Origin of the sequence: Lutispora saccharofermentans (genome assembly GCF_024363565.1) — a bacterium.
Lineage (GTDB): Bacteria > Bacillota > Clostridia > Lutisporales > Lutisporaceae > Lutispora > Lutispora saccharofermentans.
Genome location: NZ_JAJEKE010000018.1, coordinates 35,898 through 57,478 on the forward strand (window position 1 = coordinate 35,898; position 21,581 = coordinate 57,478).

The following is a 21,581-nucleotide window of genomic DNA, read 5'->3' on the forward strand; positions in this document are numbered from 1 at the left end:
AATGATTAACTTTAATGAAATATGTAAGGCTTTAAAGCAAAAAGTTCCATTTGTATTAGTAGACAAGGTACTGGAACTAGACTACGGCAAAAGGATTGTAGCGATTAAAAATATAACAGGAAGTGAGGCATTTTCTGAATATCACTTTCCCAATAACCCAATATATCCTGGGGTATTGATTATTGAATGCGTAGCACAGACATCTGCATTGCTTTTCTCTTTATCCCAAGAACAAGAGAAAGAGCAAAATGGGTATCTGGTTCTTGGAGGAGTGCAGCGTTTTAGTTTTATGAATATAGTAAGGCCGGGCGATACCCTGAGAATAGAAGTAAATACAATAAAAATTATTGATAACATGGCTCTCATAAAAGCAGCTGTCAGAGTTGGTGACACAACGGTAGCAGAGGGTCAGCTATCTTTTGGGGTAGCAAAAGATGAATGATAAAAGTTTTCAAGTGGCAATAAACGGAATTGGTTTAGTATCTGCTTTAGGAAATACTTTGAATGAGTTTTTTCATGGTTTAGTAGAGTGCAAAGACGTGCAAGGGAATATCTTGATATTTGACAAAAACAAGTTTGAGGATCCTGTAGGGGCACCGATAGATTCAGATCATTTTAGTTCTGATCCTGAGAAGCGTATCCTAGAAATCGGAGGAACCGCAATTAAAAATGCATTAAAAGACTGGGGCAGGAGTTTATCAGATTATAAAAAAATAGCCTTAGTCGTTGGTTCGGGATTAGGATTAATAGATGAGTTGTATTATACACATGATAGTATAGACCGAAATTATCTATCATCTCTTGGAGATAAGCTGCTTGATTGCACAAATATTAAAGGCACAGCAATATACGTTGGCAATGCCTGCTCAGCAAGCAGCCAAGCTGTTTCTTATGGGACAGAACTGCTGACCTATGGATGTTATGACATTGTTATCGCTGGTGGAATCGATATCATATCTCAAACTGCCTATGCTGGCTTTATGCGTTTAAATGCAATCGATAATAGTAAGTGTAAACCTTTTGATAAGAATAGAAGGGGGATTATGGTCGGAGAAGGCGCTGCATTTTTCGTATTAGAAAAAAAATACAATACTGACAGCGTGTTTATACATAATAATGCCTATTGCTATGTGATTGGGTGTGGGATTACTAATGATGCATATCACATTGTTCAGATGAAAGACGACGGAGTGGGTATTGAAAGAGCAATGGAACAAGCTGTTCAACAATCACAACTGCCTAAAAGTAAAATTGATTTGATTATAGCCCATGGTACAGGTACACCATTGAATGATCGAATTGAGGCAGATGTTATTCATCGCTACTTAGAGAATAACCTTGATAAAACCTGTGTTATGTCACCAAAGGGGGCTATAGGTCATACAGGGGGAGCCTCTGGTGCAATGGGGATGCTAGTCGCTATCGGTGCATTTACGTATGGATTAGTACCTCCGGTACTTAATCTGACTGAGGTGGATTCAATGTGTGATATACCAATAGTGCACAAGCAGCCTCAATCTCATAGAGTGGATGTTGCAATGGTAAATACCTTTGCATTCGGAGGTACAAATGTTGTGATATTGCTGAAAAGGATTGAGAAAGGATTTGTCTATGAATAATATAGGTATTACACAGATATTACATATGAGTTATAGCAAGGTTGAGCAATATGATTTTGAATATCGTGACATAAGATTAATTGATCAGTACACCAAGGTTTCTTTGATTAACACAAAACACCTGTATGACATGGTTCGAGGAGAAGCTATAGACTCTGAGCGAGCGGGTTTAGTATTTGCAACTGATACTGGACCTTATAATTCTATTATGGAGGTGCACGGCAAAATAGCACAGAGTGGATATATAGGGATAAATCCAAGCAAGTACCCTAATATTATGCTAAGTACACCATTGTCTCGCATTGCAACATTTCTTCAGCTAAAGGGCCCCACCATATCGCTGTATGTAAATGGGAGAATAGAACAAGCATTTCAGTATGCATATATACAGATACTGAGCAAAAGATGTGACAGTGTATTTATTACGTATACCAACGAGAATAAATCATGCTTCAGTATGCTGGTTGAGAAAGAAGAAGCCGCAAGAATAAGAGGAATTAATATGCGTTTCCTCCTAGGCGATAAACAAGAGAAAGATAAGGTAGGTGACAGGCTATGAGATTAGCGCTAGTATCCCCTAAAGGAGTTGGTATGGGAACAGATGAAGAAAACAAGCGGACTTTTACTATATATTCACAGCTGAATAACATAGAGTCCTTAAAGGAGTTGATGTCATGTCCGAACTCACCATTATTGTCAATTGCAGCGCTTGCTGATAGATTCTTTGAAGACATAATATATATAGACGAAGAAATAGAGGAAATAGACTGGAATCAGCACTATGATATGGTCGGAATGTCTTTTATGACTCAACAAGCATCAAGAGCATTTGAGCTTGCAGAAAGATTTAAAAAGAATGGTAGTTATTTAATCTGTGGAGGGATGCATCCGACAAACTCACCGGAAGAGATGCTTAAATATTTTGATACTGTCTTCATAGGAGAGGGTGAAATTACCTGGTATGAATTCATAGAGGATTATTTAGCTGATGCACCCAAAAGAGTATATACAAATCAGCATGAGATCGATATGAATTCTGTGCCTTTACCAAGATATGATCTTCTTAAAATGGATAAATATAAAACTATACCAGTTCAAATCTCTAGGGGATGCCCACATAATTGTGAGTTTTGCGCTTCGACAAAAGTTTATGGTCCTAAATATAGATACAAAAATGTAGAGATGGTAATGAAAGAAATTGAAAAAATAAAAGAACTAAAACATAATCCCAATATATACTTCACAGATGACAACATGCTAGTTAATAGACCCTTTGTAATAGAACTTTTACAAGAACTAAAAAAAACTAGGATTCGCTGGATGTCGCACACAGATATTAGTGTAGCTGACCATGATGGTATACTGGATCTCCTTTATTCATCAGGATGCAGAAAACTGGTTATTGGATTTGAGAGTATTGAAGCGGAATCCCTGAAGAAACTTGAAAAGTGGAAATATAACCGTCTTAAAACCTACGGAGAATCAATCCAAAAAATACAATCATATGGAATTGGAGTATGGGGAACATTCATTGTAGGACTAGATGACGATGATACTTCAGTGTTTCAGAGAGTTATAGACTTTACTCTTGAGAACAATCTGTACGGGGCGATGATATCGGTACCAACGCCATTTCCAGGCTCTAAGCTTTATGAGCGATTGGAGAACGAAGGGCGAATACTAACAAAGCATTGGGGGAGCTATACGTTATGGAATGTTGTTGTTAAGCCCGCTAAGATGTCTGTTGAAGAGCTGCAGGATGGATTTGAATATACATTGAAACAAATATATTCTCCAGAAGCTGTAGATAAAAGAATGAGATATTTTAAGAATATCTATTCATCTCTTAGGAGGAAATAGATGAAAAACATATTGATCCTGGTTCCTAAATGCAGTGGTCCGTCAAAGGAGAAAAAATGGAACAGCACGTGGCCTGCAGACTTAGAGGAGAAAATTGATAAGCTTCTATGGAAGGTGTTCACTCCCGGCGTACTTGTGATTGCAAATCTCACAGATAGAACAAAATATTATATAGATCTGGTTGACGAAATGTTTAATGAAGTTGATGCGGACAAGCACTATGACATTGTCGCTATGTATACTGTAACACCAAATGTGAAGAGAGCTTATATGTGGGCTGATTTTTATAAGAGCAAAGGTACGTATGTTGTATTAGGAGGTGTGCATTCATCTGTTTGTCCAGATGAAGCAGAGAGATATGCAGATACTTTATTAATAGGTGAGGCTGAGAACATATGGGTTGAATTCCTAAAAGATTATGAATTGAAAGAAACAAAAAAAATATATTCTCAGCCGATTGGGGTAATTGATGTTACAAAATCTCCAATACCTGCATTTGATATGCTACCACAAAATGCAAGAAAAATCATTCCAATACAAACTGCTAGAGGCTGCCCCCATGGGTGTAAATTCTGTAACCTAAGAAGTATTTATGGAAATGGGTATAGACCAAAGACTGCAGAGGCGATAGTGCATGAACTGAAGGCAGCTTTGACGGCAAATCCAAGAGCTATTATTTACTTTACCGATGATAATTTCTTTTGTTATCAAGAACGAGCAAAGGAAGTGCTGGAAAGCATCCGGGAACTCAAAATCACATGGTATGCAAACACAGACATACAATTTGGGTTAAGCCAAGAATTGGTTGAAGCTGCTTATGAAAGTGGATGCAGAAGTGTACTGATAGGACTCGAAAGTATCAACCCTGAAAGCTTAAAAGGCATTGATCAGAACAACTTCAAAAACAGTAATTGTATGAAATATCAAGAGGTAATAAAAACGATCCAATCTACGGGGATCGGAGTAATAGGAAGCTTTATCATTGGACTCGATTATGATAATAAAGATATATTTGATAAGCTGGCATGCTTCATTCAAGAGAATGCATTGTATGGCGCAAATATTACCGTAAATACGCCATACCCTGGTACTATACTATTTAGGCAGATGAATGATGAGGGAAGGATAAAAACCTTTGATTGGAACTATTATACGATATTTGAGCCGGTAATAGAGCCAAGAAATATGTCGGTAGAAGAACTTAATATTGGATATCAAAAACTTCTGAGCAGGATATACGAACACAATAATGTAATGGAGAGAATAAATGCCTTTAAAAATCAGATGAGGCACAGCTCAAAGCCTTGTGTGAGAGCCGCTGATATGTCAAACAACTAGAATCAACATAAGAATCTATTATTGAGGTGAATTCATATTTTACTAGATAGTCACTATTATGTTCTGGAGGAGATAGAGTGAAAAAAATGCGTGTAGTATTAATTCTCATATACAGTGAGCAGATGCTACAAAGCCTTGATGATGTAGGAATTGGCTATATTGGAGCTTACTTGCGTGAACAAGGATATGAGGTATTGATTATCGGTCCGAATGAAAACAAGATAAACTTTAAAACAATATGTGAGTTTAATCCAGATATTATTGGTATGCCAGTATATAGAGAGGCTTTAACTGGAATAAAGAAGTTCTGCAAGAATATAAAAAAATTGATCCCAAGTGTGAAACTATGCCTAGGGGGAGTATTGGCAACTTATTATGATGAAGAATTGATAAGTAAAATAAGTGAGATTGATTATATTGTTAGGGGAGAGGGAGAATTAATAATGCATAATCTTCTCCAATGTCTTGAAAACAATGGTGATATAAGGAATGTCAAAGGTATCACATATCGCCTAAACGGAACAGTACAAAAGAATGATAATGAAAGTCTCATTAGGGATCTGAATAAAATGCCATTTCCTAGCAGAGATATTATAAAAAATAACAAACTTAGCATAGCGGCTATATCGACTACTCGTGGATGTTATGGCAAATGCACCTTCTGCGATAGTCCGGGCTTCTGGAGGGCAGAAAATAGCCATAGATGGCGTGGAAGAACAATTAGAAGCCTTGTAGATGAATTAGAATACATCAGCACTAACACAGGTGTTGTATCATTTGATATAGGAAATAACAGCTTTGAAGATCCGGGGAGTAGTTATGATAGGGTACTGGAGTTTGCAGATGAAGTAATCAGGCGCAAACTGATAATATCATATACATTTGCCATACGTTCAGTGTTTCAGCGCAAGGTCACTGAGCATCTCATTGGAAGATTGAAAGAATCCGGCATGTGTGATGTATTTATAGGTGTTGAATCTGCTAACGAGCAGGACTTAAAACTATTTGGAAAGATTGGAAACGTAGAGGATAACATAAAAGCGGTTGAAATGTTTAGAAATGTGGGAATAAATACAACCATTGGATTCATAAATTTTCATCCGTATTCAACTTTTCAAGCACAGCGGGACAACATAAAATTTCTATCAGACTATGGGTACGCAGGATATTTTATCATGCTCCAAAAGTTAATTGTTGATAAGGGGGCCGCGATATATCAGAGACTAAGAAATGATAATTTGCTATTTGATGGAGGAATTGAGCACGGGTATTCATATCAATATAAAGATGCTAGGATTAAAAATCTAGTAAATTTTCTTGATGATTATTTCATTAGGTCAGAACAAGGAAATCCACTTATCAAGTTACTAAAGTTCTATGAAAGAAATTATATGCAGTTTTTATCATATTCAGAAAGACAGTTCATGCATTACGATGACAGCAAAGCATTATCGGCGGTTTCTGAAGCTAAGGAGAGCATTAAGGAAATTGTTGGGGAGATCAATAAGAGGAACTATGTGTGGTATACACAACTGCTGGATGCCGCTGAGAATAATTGGAATTCGAATCTTGCTAATGAAATAGTTAATAAAAACATGAGTTATGAATTTATTAGTGAGTTGTATAACGGACTATTATCGGTAAAAAATGGTCTGAACCGCAAATATATGAGACTAGGTGATAAGTATGAAAAATATATACTGTAATTACTTTGATTCTCAAAGATATGGTTGCAGCATAATATGAAAGGTTAAGAGTGAACGATATGAAATCCCAAGCAAGGCCTAAAATTGGCTTCATGTGCTCATATATACCGTTCCAGATTTTGAACAGGCTTGGTTTTGAACTATATCCCTTATACGATGTGGAACTGGAACAGTATAAGGGCAGTTGTGAATTACCAACAAACATATGCAGTTACGTACGTTACAGTTTGAACACGATAAAAAATCTAGATTTGGATGGAATAATTCTTACAAATTGTTGCAATGGTGTGCAGCGTCTTTACGATTATTTAAAAATCTATGGGAAGAACTTATATTGTAGCATTATAGAAATTCCGAGAGAAAATAGTAATTCCGAGATTAATTATTTTACGTCAAGCGTACTAGATAGCATAAAAGCACTTTGTAACTATTTTCACATCCCATTTACCGGAAGTACGTTGGGAAATTTGGATTGTATACGACTTGATCAGCATGAGATCAATGATAAAACAATTTATGTAATAGGTAATATTATACCGGTAAAGTTAAAGGAAGTGTTCAATACACACTTATCTAAATACCAAGTGAATTATAACTTATGTAGCACAAGAAAATATGGCGATTCTGTCCTGTTGAGTGCTATCCATTCCGGGGACATGAGCGATATTCAATCGGAATCTATAAGTTCGGTGAATAATGTGTTGCCATGTGCACGCATGAGAGATTTTGGTAAGTGGTTTAAGATGATGTTGGCAGAGCATCATGAAAGAATATCAGGCATCATTTATGTGACATCGCAGCATTGTGATAGTTATCTTTTTAGCTTTAATACCATCAAAAAGGTGTCAGAGAGCTTTGGGATACCCATAATGAGTGTAGAAGTGAACTATGGGGCAACAGGATATGGGCAGATGATGACAAGGCTGGACGCTTTTATAGAGTGTATAGATTTTAGAGTTAAGAAAAATTTGCAGCAGCAGGATATATCCATGCCCGATATCGGTTCAGATATGTTCAGAAAAAGGATGCATCTCATAAAAGCGGTTGCAGATAAGCAACCATTAAAGGCAATACAGAAACTGGTCTCAAATCAAGCAGATATTTTTAGCAATCTACTGTATTTGCAACCAGAAAAAATTGTTATGACCAATATGGTAATGCCTGCAGAAATATTCTATGCAGCGGACTTAATTCCAATAAATATAGAGTTAATAGCGGGATGGGCATCATCGCTAGGTCTATCGAAGCAATATATATCTAAAATCGAAGGAAGTGAGCTGAGCACCAGTGTATGCTCATATCATAAAACTGTGGTCGGTTTGATAAATGATCATGCCATTCCAACTCCTAAAGGGATGGCCGTTACATCAAACATATGTGATGGTGGAGTCGGTATCGCGAGCTATTGTGAGCACAAGTTCAATACAGATACATTCATTTTAAATGTGCCATTTAATAAAAATGATTCTAGTCTAGAATATGTAGTTGAACAAATTCACGAACTTATCAAATGGGCTGAAATGTATTCTGGAAGACCATTCGATATGGACAGGCTAAAGCAGTGCATGGAGCGATCTAATGAAGCTATGGATCTATGGAAGGCTGCATATGAGCTTAGAAAAGGTGAGCCGCTGTTTTCAGGTCATCTGGCTTTACGAAATCTGTTTGGGACGACCTTCTTGTTTGGTTCGGATTTAGGCGTAGAAGTAGCAAGGGATTATTATGATGAGCTGGTAGCATTAAAGACAAGAATGGATAGTAAAGGTGGTGACGGTAAAAAACGTTTGTTATGGATTCATTTCGCTCCATTATACAACAATCGGATCATGGAATATCTTGAAGAAAAACTGAACTGCAATATTGTGGTCGATATAACAGGATATATTTATTGGGAGGATTATGACATAGAAAGACCAATAGAGAGTCTTGCAAATAGAATGCTTTCACACTTTTACATGGATAATCCCACAAGGCGTCAGCAAATATATAAAACTATTATAGAAGAGTATAAAGTAGATGGAATAGTGCATTTTATGCATAATGGATGCCGAGCAATTCCAGGTTCCTCATGGTTAGTTAGGGATATTGCCAGCAGATGCCATGTTCCATATCTTGAATTGTCAGGGGATTGTATTGATCCAAGAGGATTCTCAGAGGAGCAAATGAAAATGCGTTTTGAAGCGTTTAAAGAAACATTGGAAGGAGTTTCGTATGTATTTAGGAGTTGATGTAGGATCAGTCAGCACAGATGTTGTACTCATTGATGAGAATAGTACCATAATGAAATACACTATTGTCAAGAGTGGGTTTGATCATAAAGCTGCGATTGAAAGTGCAATAAATAAAATATGTAATAGTTGCAGCATTGACATAGCAGATATAAAAAGAATTGTTGGGACTGGATATGGCAGACGCAATGTGCCTGGCACATGCAAAACGATTACTGAGATATCATGCCATGCCATGGGGATACATAGTGTATTCCCGGATGTCAGAACCGTAATTGACATTGGTGGTCAGGATAGCAAAATAATCAGAGTTACTCATGAAGGGTTCGCAGAGAACTTCCTGATGAATGATAAGTGTGCTGCCGGTACAGGGCGATTTCTTGAGGTAATGGCCCATACTATTGGAATAGATGTCAACGATTTAGGGGAAATATCCCTTAAAGCAAAAAAGGTTCAGTCAATAAGCAGCATTTGTACTGTTTTTGCAGAATCTGAGGTTATATCTAGGATTGCAGAGGGTTGCAAAAAGGAAGAAATTGTAGCTGGTATACATAAAGCCATAGCAGAAAGAATAACCGGGATGGCATATGCAATAGGCATTAAGGAGCCAATTGCTTTAACCGGCGGTGTTGCAAAAAACAAGGGGGTCGTCAATGCGATTACCAAATACTTAGGTGTTAAGATATTAATACCAGAAGAACCCCAGATTATAGGAGCTATTGGGGCTGCTATATATGCAAAGGATTTTCAGAATTGACAGGAATGTGAGGTGGAATAAAGTGGCGGATGTCATGGACAAATCAAGATTTAAAATTGGGTGGTACTGTCCTTTCTCTTTTCCACTGTTACAAAGAAATTTCAGCAAGTATTTACAACAGTTTCACTGGCATCAACATAACAGCTTCATCAAAAATAACGACCAAAGGTATATCCCTATTAAGCTGTGTGATAAATTGACTACTCTAGATGCTTTGTTTAATGCAGAGATATACGATGGGATTGTTATGGTCGATTGCTGCAATATGTCTTATCTTTTTTATGAATATGTATCTAGAATTGACAATGGTACTTCAGTACATCTAATGCAAATGCCAAGAAAAGAGAGCATTTTCTTTTCAGATATTATTGTAGGAGAGCAATATAGATTGAAGGCTTGGATAAATAACTTAAAGAGAACAGCTGGAGGCAAGGAAGTAGTATCTGAAGGAGAGAATGTTTTAAATGGACCAGAGGAACCATCTAACAGTTGTTTTTGCAAGCTGCCGGATGAGTATGCTATACAATATCAAAACAGCAATGTCATAGCAGTTATGAGAGATCTAATGAAGAAAGTAAACTGTCCTCGCATGCTAAAAGAACAAAACGCGACCAACATATGCGACTTAGAACATGCTGCTGATAAAATGTGTATTAATCAGCAGTATTACATAGTTTCAATGATTTCGCATAATAGGAGGATTGATCAGTATAATGAATAAGCTCCTAACTTATATGAATTTAGCATCGAGATATGCAGAGGGTCTTGGAGAATTACCTATTGCAATATACTTACGAGAACAGCACAGAATTTTAGAGAGAGTAATAAATGGAGAAGAATATATAGCTGCCACTTATTATGTACCGAATGAAATACTATCACAGTTTGATATACCTGTCTTATACATAGAAAGAATATCAGGTTTTGGTGCGGCCAATAAACTGCTGGGAAATATCGATATTAAGAGGCAGTATCTCGGTATGCCATCATGCAGTTGCACATATCAGATATATTATGAGGGCTTGATTGATGAATGCTATATTCCACACCCATCTAGAATAATTGCTTCTAGCTTTGCATGTGACGATGCGTGGTGGTATTGCAATAAGATGTCACAGAGATATAAGACGGATATATATTTAATTGATGTGTTTCGCAGCAACTCAGAAGAAGCAGAACTATATATAAGTAAACAGTTGTATGAACTGGATAGTATATTGAAGATAAACTATAAAACAGTTCGGAGCCTGGATAGTATAATAGAACAATCCAATGAGGGGTTGGAGATAAAAGCTAAAATTGACAGTGTTCGTAAGAATAATCCAGGTATTTTGGATAGCAACACTGCTCTAAAACTTTTCCCTTTATATAATGATTTAGGAAAACCATACGCAAACGAAATAATGCAGACATTATATGATTTATTATTAATCAAGGCTGCTCATTATGAGCCTGAAAATAAAATTCGGTTAATCTGGCTTGGTATGATTCCTCTTTACTATAACAATTTAATAAAAGATATAGAAGAAAGATACAACTGCAGAATAGTTTATGAGGAGTTATTTCAGTATCCTAACAAGCATATAGATAAAAGGAATATCTATCACAGTATTTCTAAACGAATAATGAATACGCACTTTTTTACTATGCAGCAGCGGATGCGGGATATCATTGAGTACATTGATACCTACAATGTGGATGGGATAATACACTTTTCACAGAAAAATTGTAGGTTTCTTCCACCAATGCTGCCACTGGTGTACTCAGAGCTTTCTGAATACAAGATACCTATCGTAGATATTAACGGGGATGTGGCTGACCCATCAGGATTTAGTGATACCATATGGGACAAGCTGGACGCTTTTTTTGAAATACTGAATAGGAGGAAGAAGGATGTCAGTAGAAATGTCGACTGCAGAGAACATAGGATTAATCAGGCTTAATAAAAAACCTACAAACAGCCTTGATTTACAAATGCTTAACGAATTGTATGATTGCATCAGGGAAATGGAAGAAAATATGGAGATTATAACAGTTGTTTTAAGCAGTGAGATACATGGAACTTTTTCGTCCGGGCTAGATCTTGGCAATTTATATGTAACGAATGATATAAAACGAACCATGGATAATATATATAATGCTGTTTCAACGATATATAAAATAATATCTAGTATAACTACGTCAAAGAATATTTACATTGCCTCAATAAAAGGATATTCTATTGGTTCTGCAATGTCCATTGCATTAGGCTGCGACATTAGAATTGCATGCCATAAGACATGGTTCTGGCTACCAGATCCGCAGTATGGGGGTCTTCTTGCAGAGGGAGGGCTGGAACTACTTTGTAAATCTATAGGAATTTCTCGGACTAATATGATAGCCCTGACAAATGACCGGATTGATGCAAAAACAGCGTATGAATGGGGGCTTATTTATCAGATTGTACCAGTCGACATTATCGACGAATGCGCTTTAAAACTAGCGAAGAGATTGTGTCAGTATTCTGCTAGCACTCTTAGCAGAACTAAGAAAATTATTAATAGAGAGTTATTAACGGAATTTTATAGTACGCAGCTAAATGAAATTTTAGATTCTAACGAGTTGCATGAGCGCATGAATAAATATTTTATGAAGATGGGATAGGGGGAACAAATATGTCTTTGAGTGGAAAGGTGGCTGTTATATCTGGTGGGAGCCGAGGTATTGGAAGAGAGGTCGTATCAATATTGTTGGAACATGGTGCAAAGGTAGCATTTACTTATAACAATACCAGTGGAAGCATCAATGAAATCATAGAGGAAGCAAGCAAATATAGCACAGAAGTGAAGGCATGCAAAGTTGATATCACAAATCAGACAGAAGTGGAAAATATGGTGTCAGATGTTATAAAACAATGGGGGACTATAGATGTAATCATAAATAATGCAGGGATAAAAAAGGATAAAACATTAGCTTTTATGTCTGCCGACGAATTTAAAGAAGTAATCGACGTAAATCTATTAGGCGCATTTTATCTGACACAATCCGGTATATTTTATATGCTGAAAAAGAAAAAAGGTCGAATTGTAAATATCAGCTCAATAAGCGGCATTAATGGAATCGCCGGACAAGTTAACTATTCCAGTTCAAAAGCGGGACTAATAGGGTTTACACGTGCCCTTGCGAAGGAGGTCGCTCCATATGGAATTTCTGTAAACGCTGTAGCGCCTGGTGGAGTGGATACCGATATGGTGAAAAGCATGTCCCAGAAAGAACAGGAGAAGATGCTGCTTGGTGTTCCAATGGGGAGAATGTGTACTCCTAGAGAGGTAGCACAGTTAGTTCTGTTTTTATCAGATAATGATAGCTGCCCGGCATACCTAACTGGCACTATAATTCCGTTGGATGGGGGCTTAGGTAGCTAATGGCGGTTGAGATAGATACACTTACTAACATGTGGAGTAGAGAGGCATCCATAAGCTTTATAGAAAAGCAATTGTATGAAAGCAAGAAAGTGTCCATCGTACTTGTTGATGTAGACTTCTTTGTCAATATTGACTCAAAGGTTGGTAAAGCTGAGGGCGATATGATATTAATTCGTATAGGCGTTTTTTTAAAACACCTGGATAGATGCAAGATAGGGCGATATGGTGGAGATGAGTTTATTCTGATGTTTGAAGATGTATCTCATTATGAATTATATGAATATATTGAGGCAATAAGGAAATCGTTCAGAAAACAAAGATTTGTGAGCAACGACTCTATATACGCAAAAGTACCAATGACCGCTAGCTTTGGTGTGGCGCACAGTTATATGGGCTATAATAGCACGTTGGAATTGCTAAAGGCGGCAGAGATTGCACTGGCAATGGCAAAAAAGCTCGGAAGAAACAGAATCGGAGTTGCACCCGTCAATGATATGCATATTCGGTATGAAGGCGATATAAGTGTCTATACCATTGTTGGAGGTGGGCTCAGAGGTTATGATGGAGACGGCAGGCAGGCCTTCAATGCATCTATTTCTGAACCCTACGGTGTAGATATTTCTATGAATGGAGAAATCATAATAGCAGATAGAGGTAATCATGTTGTAAGAAAGATTGACAAATCAGGGATAATATATACCATTGCTGGCACAGGGGGTTATGGTTACTCAGGAGATGGCAAGCCGGCTATCTATTCAACACTTAACAAACCAAGCGGGGTTGCCGTGGATAGATGCGGAAATATATACATAGCAGATACGGGAAATCACTGTATTAGAAATATAGACACTGACGGATATATGCATACAGTCGCTGGGTGCGGAGAGGAGGGATACTATGGAGATGGAGGGCAAGCGGTAAAAGCCAGGTTAAGCCGCCCTGGCGGGGTTGTTGTTGATGATTATGGAAACATATACACCAATGATTACGGTAATAATGTAATAAGAAAAATCACGAAGGAAGGGCAAATATCTACTGTGGCTGGTTCAGGTAGTTTTGGATACGATGGTGACGGTGGCTCCCCTCTCAAGGCTTCGTTAAACAAGCCATATGGACTTGCTATAACAAAAGAAGGAGATATGCTGTACATCGCTGATTATGGAAACAACTGCATAAGGCAGGTGGACTTTCATAACGATATTATAAACACTATTTGTGGTACAGGCGTAGCTGGATATACAGAAGAGGATACCGCTGCTGACAAGGCTATGCTGAATGGGCCATATTGGGTTACTGTGTGGGGAAGGGATATTCTATTTATAGCAGATGGGGAGAACAACTGCATAAGACTATGCAACATTAAATACAACAGTATAAGTACGCTGCTTGGAAATGGGAACTATGGCTATAGAGATGGGATGCTATTAAACAATGATATACAGATGAATATCCCTGCCGGAATGGCAATAGACCCTATAGAAAAGTCACTGTATATCGCTGACTATGGAAACAATGCCATAAGAAAAGCAAAAATTAATCATATAAAGTTATGAGGAAACAATATGCTTAAGATATTATTGATATTTATATCAGTTGGGTTGATGTCCTATCTATTATATCATTGCCATCATGCGTATATTCTAGCTTATGAATTGAGCCATCCTAAACGACGCGATGATAAAATTGACAGTTATTTGTCATTGGTAATTAAGAAATTTGATTTTAAAACCGATGATGGAATCACACTGAAAGGGATTGAAATTGCACCTAAAATGGCTCCAAAGGGAACCATACTTACGTGTCATTACCTAGGCGGATCTAAAGAAATGATTGTTCCTTTTATTGATCCATTATTAAAAGCTGGCTATAGGGTCCTCAGTTTTGATTTTAGAAATCATGGAGAAAGTGAAACAGCAAAAAATATAAAGTTTTCTCTTAAAGATGATTTTTTCTGTTTTTATAAACATATAAAGCAGCTAGGATATGAGGGCCCATTTGGAATTATTGGCTTTTCTATGGGCTCTACATCAGCAATATTCGGTCTCGATAGGTTTCAGGACATTAAGGCGGCAATTATAGATAGTGGACCGTTGATCATGGTCCAGGATTATTTTAAATATGTTTTAAAAGATCAGAAAATTCAAAACTCAATTTGCAGGATCTTCTTTCTCTTGATATTCCTTTACTATGCAGGCTTTAGGAGGATGTCAAGAATGACAATTCTTGTATTAAATAAGATGAAGGAAAAGAAAGTTTTATTCATACATGGAGAAAGGGACAACATAATTCCGCTATCTGATGCTAAGTTCGCTTTGGCTTCAATGCCTGAAGGAAATGGAGAATTGTGGAGCATACCTGGGTCCAGACATTTAACAAACAGATTTTTGAAAAAAGAAGAATATGAAAAGAGAATAGTTGATTTTTTCGATTTCCATTTATCTGAAAGGAGTTACATAGATGATGAAAGTAGCACTAATATCTCCTAAGGGAAACATGTTTGGAAAAAATAATAGGTTGGTGTCATTTCTTGAGAATTCGAAATATATGGAAAGTTTTAAGACGCTTTGGACAGGCCCTAATCTAGGGTTGTTGACAATAGCTGCGTCGTTTCCAGATGATTGGGAATGTGAGTATATTGATGAGAATCGTATCCCAATCAATTTTGAAAGTGATTATGATATCGTCTTCATTAGTGCTATGACACAACAAGCTCAAAGAGCTTACGAAATCGCAGAAACCTATCGCAGTAAAGGAATACTTACAGTGATGGGAGGAATTCATGCGACGGTAATGCCCGAAGAAGCCTCACAACATATAGATGTTGTGTTGGTTGGAGAGGGTGAAGCATTATGGCCAAAGTTTATCAAAGATCTTCAGAACAATAATTTACATAAAATCTATACTGATGCAAACAAAGGCAGCTATGACCTAAAAAATTCACCTATGCCTCGTTATGACTTATTGAGGAATTATGAATATCTATTGATAACGATACAAACAACAAGAGGGTGTCCTCATGACTGTTCTTTTTGTGCCGCCTCAAAAGTCTTCGGAGCATCATACCGAAGAAAAAGCAATGAGCAGATACTTAAAGAAATAAACGAGATATCCAAGCTCTATCCTGGGACGCTCATTCTATTTGCAGATGATAATGCATTTGTAAACCGCAGGGAAGCAAAAGAGCTTCTAAAAAACATGATCGGCATGAATCTTAGATGGATAGCACAAACGGATATATCAATTGCCTCAGACAAAGAATTATTGGAGTTGATGGTAAGGGCTGGCTGTCAGTGGATAGTTATCGGCTTTGAAAGCGTATCTAAGAGTAGTCTGCATAACCTTGATGCCGCAAATTGGAAATTAGGTCAGATAAATAAATATAAGGAATCAATTCAGATCATTCAAGAATATGGAATTGGAGTATATGGAACTTTTATTGTCGGGCTAGATAATGATGACCGCGATATCTTCCGTGCAACAAGCAATTTTATATTGGATAATAAGCTATATGGAGCAAATATCACTGTTCCAACGCCCTTGCCAGGAACACAACTAAGGGAAAAACTTTTAAATGAGAATAGAGTACTAGAAATGGATTGGAGCTATTATACGTTATGGGATATTGTTATTTCTCCTAAAAAGATGACCCTTATAGAGCTAGAAGACGGACTGATAGACTTATACTATCGAATAAACACAAATGTATCAGCTGAAAAACGGCTTATCTACCTAAGACAGCTTACAAAAAATAGAAGGAAATATGAGGCTGCTATCTCGAAAGAAGGGGAAGGTGGATATCGATGATAGGAGATGCAGGATATGCAATCGCTTTTCCTTCCAGAGATGTGTTTTCATTAGGGCTTTGTGCTACTATTTATGACAACTTTAGTGAATTTAGATCAGTGTTTGACAATGCAAGCGACTATTTCGGCGAAGACCTGTATAGATTCTCATACATAGATACAATCAGCAGGCCGGATCTGCACATGGTATGTTTGCTTACTCATTGTTACGGAATATATAAAGTAATATCCAAATACATGAGATTGCCTTTAGCTGCTATTGGATTTAGTCAGGGCGAGTTTACGGCAGCAGCAGCAGCGAATTGCATTGAATTGCCAAATATATTGAAGCTAGTATACGAGCTTGAATCACTGGTCGATAATGATGAATACCTTAAACTGGGTTCTATGGTAAGAGTCGTTCATCTTGATAGACAAAAACTTATTGAATGCTGTAAACAGGTTGATCCTAAGAGTTCGTTTGTTAAGCTTGGTATTTATTTATCAGACGATCAGAATATAATATCTGGAGAAAAGGAGCATGTGGATAGGGTATGCAAACTAGCGAAGCATAATGGCGCACGCTGGATTATACCTTTAACGGATAATGGAGCTTTCCACAGTCCATTATGTATGAATATTATGCATAAGGCGGAGTATTATTTCGATAAATATCACTTTAAAGATGCTGAATTTCCGGTGTATTCTTGTGTCGATGGATCTAGTGCAATCAATGGTGCGAAGATCAGGGACAGGCTTTCGAAGCAGATTGGCAATCCAGTTCTATGGGATAAGATAATAAATGATTTAAGCAAAAAAAATGTGTCTCATATTCTTGAATTAGGCCCGGGTTGTACAGTTTCTGGCAACTCGAGAATCATATGTCCGGATATTTCCTACTCCTGGATGAATAATTGTCAGGATATTGAAAATTGGCTTGAGAACAATGAGGTGCTCCAATGAAATGGAATGTATTTGGGTTCCGTGATAGGAGCGGAAATCAGTTAATAGTAAATCATGAGATGGTAACTACTGTTGTTAGGACTGGTATTCCCGGCTATTTAGGTGGCGGAGGAAATGCTGTATGGATTACTATTCCGGACAACTTTTCATTTCAGAATATGACGGAAAGCTTTACGTACTTAAAAGAGAGTAAGGTAATGACTGCTATTAGCCGGCAGTTTTTATAAAAATCTAACAGAATTGGAGTGTGAATAAATATGATAATTAAGCCATCTAACTATCTGCAATGCAAAAAAGAAGGTTGCAGCGACATACTAAGGGATAATTTTATGGTTCCAGATCTGGAAGTGGATACAGAAAAAATAAAAGCTATCATGATAGCGGAGGTTCCACCGGAAAATCCATATGATTACTTTTATGCAAATACTGATGGATCATATATGAAGACTACGTTACAGGCTTTCAGAGACGCTGGGGCAGAAGTTGACACTATCCTAGACATATTGAATATGGGGATTTATATTACAACTGCAGTCAAATGTGCAAAAGTAGGCTATGGTATTCCTACGGCAACTGTTAAGTACTGTAAGGATATACTGGCAGAGGAGCTAAAAATGTTTCCAAACTTACAGGTTTATATGTTAATGGGTGATGTTGCGATAAAGGCAATGAACTATATTGTGAAGGAAGAAACAAAAAAGTCAGTAATACCAAGCGGTTCTACATACAAGATAAGATATAATAATTATTATTATCATGGAAAGCGAGTGATACCCTCATACCTTATGACTGGGGGGAATTACTTGATAGAAAAAAGCAAGAGGGTAATGATCGCACAAGATATTCGTGAGATGCTGGGGATAATGAATGACAGGAAATAGAGAAAAGTAATGAGGTTGATGATAGATGTTGCTTGATATTAAGCCGTTGCATAATGAGGCCTGGAGTTGTCTGGAGGACATAATAATATCTTCAGTTGATTGGTGGAGCTATAGATATGAGATGATGTTTTCAGAGGCTTGGGACTTTCAGTTTGTATGTGATGGGGATAAAAAGAAAACGGAAATTGGGAGTCGACTGCATGAAGGCCACGATAATACATGGAGCCTATTGGAAAAATATCACGGGATTCACATCAATGCAACAGGAATGCTAGGTCCGTCGGCTATAAATGATATTATTTGCACCGAATTACACAATAGGCATCCTACAATATTGTATATAAATGCGTATAACTGCCCGTGGATAGGGGTATATCACAAGAGCCATTTTTCTCATACCTGTCTGGTGATAGGTAATGATGAAAAGAATGAAGCATTTATATGCATTGATCCTTACACAACGAAAAATGAACAGTTTTTACCTTATCGCGACTTTTATGAGGGAAGCACACAATGTGCCATATTCAGAAACGCATATAAGAGTACCCCGCAAATCAATTGGAAAGATGTTATAAATCAAACTGTGAGTAAATTTTTCTGTAATACATATTCAGATAGTCCGATCAGCAAAATGCTTCTCTTCTCTGATGAGATTAGACAATGTCTTGATCTCAATGATGAAACTGCTGGAAATGATGATCTGCTTAAAACACCACTTTTTGAGAGACTTAAGTATCTAGGAAGGCGTAGAATTCAGTATTCGCAAATGCTATGTTACCTCAATGAGAAGTATGGGTTGCCTAATATAAATGAAGTGCAATTTGGATTACAAGTGGCATCACAAAATTGGTCAATAACAAGAAGTATGCTGATTAAAATGTATTACACTCAGGAGTGGAAAGCTTCAAGGCTAAAAGTAGCAGATAAAATACGAGATAATGCCGCCTATGAACAAAGTCTTATTATGAAGCTTCAGAATACTATAAAATGAATGAAACTATAAGTAAGCATCACAAATATTTGATTATAAGGAGGGTTGAATTTGGGACAGAATCTTGTAAATACATTATTAAATGGCTTAGGCGATAAGAAGGACGGCTATAATGTAGTGTATATGAACGGACCAGATATGGACTGCAATATAAAGACTGTACATGAACTAATAAAAGAGCAGATAAGAAAAACGCCAAAAGGCATAGCGTTAGTTTGCAATGATGATGAAATATCGTATGAAGAACTTGGAAAAAGAGCAACACAGCTAGCTTACGAATTGCGTAGTAAGGGTGTATCTCAAGAGTCCATTGTGGCATTGATGGTGGATAGATCAATCAATATGGTGGTTGGTATGCTAGGAATTCTAATGTCAGGTGGGGCGTATCTACCCATTGATCCAAATTGCCCTAAGGAACGAATATGTTATATGCTGGATGATAGCAATGCCCATATTGTACTAACTCAGAAAAAGCATGAAGAAATGTTTGCCAGTGATATACAAATACTTGATATTGACAACAAAGATATATACATCGGTGATATATCAGACCTAGAAAATATCAACAAGGATAGTGACCTAGCATATATCATATATACATCAGGTTCAACAGGAAAACCCAAAGGAGTAATGATTGAGCACAAAGCCGTTTTAAATTTCATCAAGGGAATGAAAGAGAAAATATCTTTTACCCCAGATAAAACGATCCTAAGTATAACTACTATATCGTTCGATATTGTTTTGCTCGAAACATTACTGCCGCTCTCGTGCGGATTGAAGGTAGTTATAGCCGACAAAAATCAGAATAGGAATCCGCGATTAATAAATGGGCTCATCAAGACACATTCGATAGATATTCTTCAGACGACGCCATCAACCTTGCAATTACTAGTATATGACGGTGATCAAGCAGAATGTTTTTCATCCTTGAAAGAATTGATAGTAGGTGGGGAAGTATTTCCGCTTGCACTGTTGAACAAGCTAAAGCAGTCATACAAAGGTAAAATATACAATGTGTATGGTCCTACTGAGGCTACAGTATGGGCCACTCTCAGCGACTTGACCGATGTGGATTCTGTCAACATTGGAAAACCTATTGCTAACACATACATTTATATTGTTGATAACAATAACATTAACCAGACGAATGGAGAGCAAGGAGAATTATGTATAAGCGGATTAGGGCTTGCGAGAGGGTATATAAATAAGCCGGATTTAACAAAAGAAAGATTTGTGGTAAATCCATTTGTTGAAAATGAGGTGATGTATAAAACAGGAGATATTGCAAGGTATCTGAACAATGGAGACATAGAATATATAGGGAGAGCAGATAACCAGTTAAAACTAAGAGGATACAGGATAGAGTTAAATGAGATACAGGTATCCATTTTAGAATGCAAAAATGTGAGACAAGCAGTGGTGATAGCCAAAGAAGGAAGAGACGGCAACAAATATCTTTGCGCATATATAGTGCCAGATACAAATTTCGTTCTGTATGAATTAAAAGATAGACTTAATTCATCATTGCCGGAGTATATGATACCAAGTAATTATGTCTGTCTTGAAGAGATTCCTCTGACAATCAATAGAAAAGTCGATTATGATAAGCTATCCAAACTAAATGAGTGTGATATGTGTACAGAAGAATCGATTCCACAATCATACGAGGAGGATACCTCAGCTATAAGCATAGAGCAGAAGATGAAGCAACTACTTACATGTGTTGTAAACTATAATATTCCGATTGAACAGATCAGCAGTGATGAAGCTTTGACAACTATAGGTATTGATTCTATTAACTTCATCAAATACATTGTCTCACTAGAAAAAGAGTTTGGTATTGAATTCAACGATGAAGATTTAGACATGAATAGGTTTGTTACATTTAAGAACCTTATACTATATGTTAAAAGTAAGCTGTGATGAAAAATTAATACATAATGATATAAGGGAGGTTATTTTATCTCTTTGCAGATAAAGTAGAATACTATGAAATCAAATGCTTTGGAGAGTTTGAAGCCGCAATATAGAATTGGATTTAATTGTTTTTTT

At 37.0% G+C, this 21,581-nt stretch carries 20 protein-coding genes; all 20 read left to right on the plus strand.

Annotation, left to right across the window (positions count from 1 at the left end):
• Position 1: 1 nt before the first annotated feature.
• The 20 genes from fabZ (at position 2) to LJD61_RS16580 (ending at position 21,452) form a co-directional block, all read left to right on the plus strand.
• Positions 2–442 (plus strand): 3-hydroxyacyl-ACP dehydratase FabZ, encoded by a 441-nt coding sequence (gene fabZ, locus LJD61_RS16485; RefSeq protein WP_255228642.1) that lies wholly within the window; start codon positions 2–4, stop codon positions 440–442.
• Positions 435–1,619, plus strand: a complete 1,185-nt coding sequence (locus LJD61_RS16490) for a beta-ketoacyl-[acyl-carrier-protein] synthase family protein (RefSeq protein ID WP_255228643.1) — start codon at positions 435–437, stop codon at positions 1,617–1,619. The genes fabZ and LJD61_RS16490 overlap by 8 nt, the downstream gene beginning before the upstream one ends.
• Entirely contained in the window at positions 1,612–2,178 is a 567-nt protein-coding gene (locus LJD61_RS16495) for a hypothetical protein (RefSeq protein WP_255228644.1), read from the plus strand. Before LJD61_RS16490 ends, LJD61_RS16495 begins: the two co-directional genes overlap by 8 nt.
• A gap of 32 nt (positions 2,179–2,210) precedes the next feature.
• The gene (locus tag LJD61_RS16500) at positions 2,211–3,479 is read left to right on the plus strand and encodes a B12-binding domain-containing radical SAM protein (protein WP_255228645.1); all 1,269 of its coding nucleotides are present in this window, start codon (positions 2,211–2,213) and stop codon (positions 3,477–3,479) included.
• A complete protein-coding gene (locus LJD61_RS16505; protein WP_255228646.1) occupies positions 3,480–4,817 on the plus strand; it encodes a B12-binding domain-containing radical SAM protein in 1,338 nt (445 codons plus the stop codon).
• 86 nt (positions 4,818–4,903) lie between these two features.
• The gene (locus LJD61_RS16510) at positions 4,904–6,523 is read left to right on the plus strand and encodes a B12-binding domain-containing radical SAM protein (protein WP_255228695.1); all 1,620 of its coding nucleotides are present in this window, start codon (positions 4,904–4,906) and stop codon (positions 6,521–6,523) included.
• A gap of 59 nt (positions 6,524–6,582) precedes the next feature.
• Positions 6,583–8,751, plus strand: coding sequence for a 2-hydroxyacyl-CoA dehydratase family protein (locus LJD61_RS16515; protein WP_255228647.1), 2,169 nt, complete (start codon positions 6,583–6,585; stop codon positions 8,749–8,751).
• Positions 8,735–9,508, plus strand: a complete 774-nt coding sequence (locus LJD61_RS16520; RefSeq protein WP_255228648.1) for an acyl-CoA dehydratase activase — start codon at positions 8,735–8,737, stop codon at positions 9,506–9,508. The genes LJD61_RS16515 and LJD61_RS16520 overlap by 17 nt, the downstream gene beginning before the upstream one ends.
• A gap of 22 nt (positions 9,509–9,530) precedes the next feature.
• A complete protein-coding gene (locus LJD61_RS16525; protein WP_255228649.1) occupies positions 9,531–10,229 on the plus strand; it encodes a hypothetical protein in 699 nt (232 codons plus the stop codon).
• On the plus strand, positions 10,222–11,451 hold the full coding sequence (locus tag LJD61_RS16530) for a 2-hydroxyacyl-CoA dehydratase family protein (RefSeq protein WP_255228650.1): 1,230 nt from the start codon (positions 10,222–10,224) through the stop codon (positions 11,449–11,451). The genes LJD61_RS16525 and LJD61_RS16530 overlap by 8 nt, the downstream gene beginning before the upstream one ends.
• Positions 11,402–12,151: an enoyl-CoA hydratase/isomerase family protein gene (locus LJD61_RS16535; protein WP_255228651.1), complete on the plus strand. Its 750-nt coding sequence runs from the start codon at positions 11,402–11,404 to the stop codon at positions 12,149–12,151. The genes LJD61_RS16530 and LJD61_RS16535 overlap by 50 nt, the downstream gene beginning before the upstream one ends.
• 11 nt (positions 12,152–12,162) lie before the next feature.
• Positions 12,163–12,912, plus strand: a complete 750-nt coding sequence (gene fabG, locus LJD61_RS16540) for a 3-oxoacyl-ACP reductase FabG (RefSeq protein ID WP_255228652.1) — start codon at positions 12,163–12,165, stop codon at positions 12,910–12,912.
• Complete coding sequence (locus tag LJD61_RS16545) at positions 12,912–14,465, plus strand: NHL domain-containing protein (RefSeq protein ID WP_255228653.1); 1,554 nt, start codon at positions 12,912–12,914, stop codon at positions 14,463–14,465. Before fabG ends, LJD61_RS16545 begins: the two co-directional genes overlap by 1 nt.
• A gap of 9 nt (positions 14,466–14,474) precedes the next feature.
• A complete protein-coding gene (locus LJD61_RS16550; RefSeq protein WP_255228654.1) occupies positions 14,475–15,398 on the plus strand; it encodes an alpha/beta hydrolase in 924 nt (307 codons plus the stop codon).
• The gene (locus tag LJD61_RS16555) at positions 15,370–16,716 is read left to right on the plus strand and encodes a B12-binding domain-containing radical SAM protein (protein WP_255228655.1); all 1,347 of its coding nucleotides are present in this window, start codon (positions 15,370–15,372) and stop codon (positions 16,714–16,716) included. The genes LJD61_RS16550 and LJD61_RS16555 overlap by 29 nt, the downstream gene beginning before the upstream one ends.
• Positions 16,713–17,657: an ACP S-malonyltransferase gene (locus LJD61_RS16560; RefSeq protein WP_255228656.1), complete on the plus strand. Its 945-nt coding sequence runs from the start codon at positions 16,713–16,715 to the stop codon at positions 17,655–17,657. Before LJD61_RS16555 ends, LJD61_RS16560 begins: the two co-directional genes overlap by 4 nt.
• On the plus strand, positions 17,654–17,884 hold the full coding sequence (locus LJD61_RS16565) for a hypothetical protein (protein WP_255228657.1): 231 nt from the start codon (positions 17,654–17,656) through the stop codon (positions 17,882–17,884). The genes LJD61_RS16560 and LJD61_RS16565 overlap by 4 nt, the downstream gene beginning before the upstream one ends.
• A 30-nt stretch (positions 17,885–17,914) precedes the next feature.
• Entirely contained in the window at positions 17,915–18,538 is a 624-nt protein-coding gene (locus LJD61_RS16570) for a uracil-DNA glycosylase family protein (protein WP_255228658.1), read from the plus strand.
• Positions 18,539–18,563: 25 nt separating this feature from the next.
• Positions 18,564–19,529: a cysteine peptidase family C39 domain-containing protein gene (locus LJD61_RS16575; RefSeq protein WP_255228659.1), complete on the plus strand. Its 966-nt coding sequence runs from the start codon at positions 18,564–18,566 to the stop codon at positions 19,527–19,529.
• 51 nt (positions 19,530–19,580) lie between these two features.
• A complete protein-coding gene (locus tag LJD61_RS16580; protein WP_255228660.1) occupies positions 19,581–21,452 on the plus strand; it encodes an amino acid adenylation domain-containing protein in 1,872 nt (623 codons plus the stop codon).
• Positions 21,453–21,581: the final 129 nt, after the last annotated feature.

What these genes read in the sequence shown, in the direction of transcription:
- fabZ (WP_255228642.1), top strand. Translation starts at nt 2, where the DNA reads ATGATTAACTTTAATGAAATATGTAAGGCTTTAAAGCAAAAAGTTCCA.
- LJD61_RS16490 (WP_255228643.1), top strand. Translation starts at nt 435, where the DNA reads ATGAATGATAAAAGTTTTCAAGTGGCAATAAACGGAATTGGTTTAGTA.
- LJD61_RS16495 (WP_255228644.1), top strand. Translation starts at nt 1,612, where the DNA reads ATGAATAATATAGGTATTACACAGATATTACATATGAGTTATAGCAAG.
- LJD61_RS16500 (WP_255228645.1), top strand. Translation starts at nt 2,211, where the DNA reads ATGGGAACAGATGAAGAAAACAAGCGGACTTTTACTATATATTCACAG.
- LJD61_RS16505 (WP_255228646.1), top strand. Translation starts at nt 3,480, where the DNA reads ATGAAAAACATATTGATCCTGGTTCCTAAATGCAGTGGTCCGTCAAAG.
- LJD61_RS16510 (WP_255228695.1), top strand. Translation starts at nt 4,904, where the DNA reads ATGCGTGTAGTATTAATTCTCATATACAGTGAGCAGATGCTACAAAGC.
- LJD61_RS16515 (WP_255228647.1), top strand. Translation starts at nt 6,583, where the DNA reads ATGAAATCCCAAGCAAGGCCTAAAATTGGCTTCATGTGCTCATATATA.
- LJD61_RS16520 (WP_255228648.1), top strand. Translation starts at nt 8,735, where the DNA reads ATGTATTTAGGAGTTGATGTAGGATCAGTCAGCACAGATGTTGTACTC.
- LJD61_RS16530 (WP_255228650.1), top strand. Translation starts at nt 10,222, where the DNA reads ATGAATAAGCTCCTAACTTATATGAATTTAGCATCGAGATATGCAGAG.
- LJD61_RS16535 (WP_255228651.1), top strand. Translation starts at nt 11,402, where the DNA reads ATGTCAGTAGAAATGTCGACTGCAGAGAACATAGGATTAATCAGGCTT.
- fabG (WP_255228652.1), top strand. Translation starts at nt 12,163, where the DNA reads ATGTCTTTGAGTGGAAAGGTGGCTGTTATATCTGGTGGGAGCCGAGGT.
- LJD61_RS16545 (WP_255228653.1), top strand. Translation starts at nt 12,912, where the DNA reads ATGGCGGTTGAGATAGATACACTTACTAACATGTGGAGTAGAGAGGCA.
- LJD61_RS16550 (WP_255228654.1), top strand. Translation starts at nt 14,475, where the DNA reads ATGCTTAAGATATTATTGATATTTATATCAGTTGGGTTGATGTCCTAT.
- LJD61_RS16555 (WP_255228655.1), top strand. Translation starts at nt 15,370, where the DNA reads ATGATGAAAGTAGCACTAATATCTCCTAAGGGAAACATGTTTGGAAAA.
- LJD61_RS16560 (WP_255228656.1), top strand. Translation starts at nt 16,713, where the DNA reads ATGATAGGAGATGCAGGATATGCAATCGCTTTTCCTTCCAGAGATGTG.
- LJD61_RS16565 (WP_255228657.1), top strand. Translation starts at nt 17,654, where the DNA reads ATGAAATGGAATGTATTTGGGTTCCGTGATAGGAGCGGAAATCAGTTA.
- LJD61_RS16570 (WP_255228658.1), top strand. Translation starts at nt 17,915, where the DNA reads ATGATAATTAAGCCATCTAACTATCTGCAATGCAAAAAAGAAGGTTGC.
- LJD61_RS16575 (WP_255228659.1), top strand. Translation starts at nt 18,564, where the DNA reads ATGTTGCTTGATATTAAGCCGTTGCATAATGAGGCCTGGAGTTGTCTG.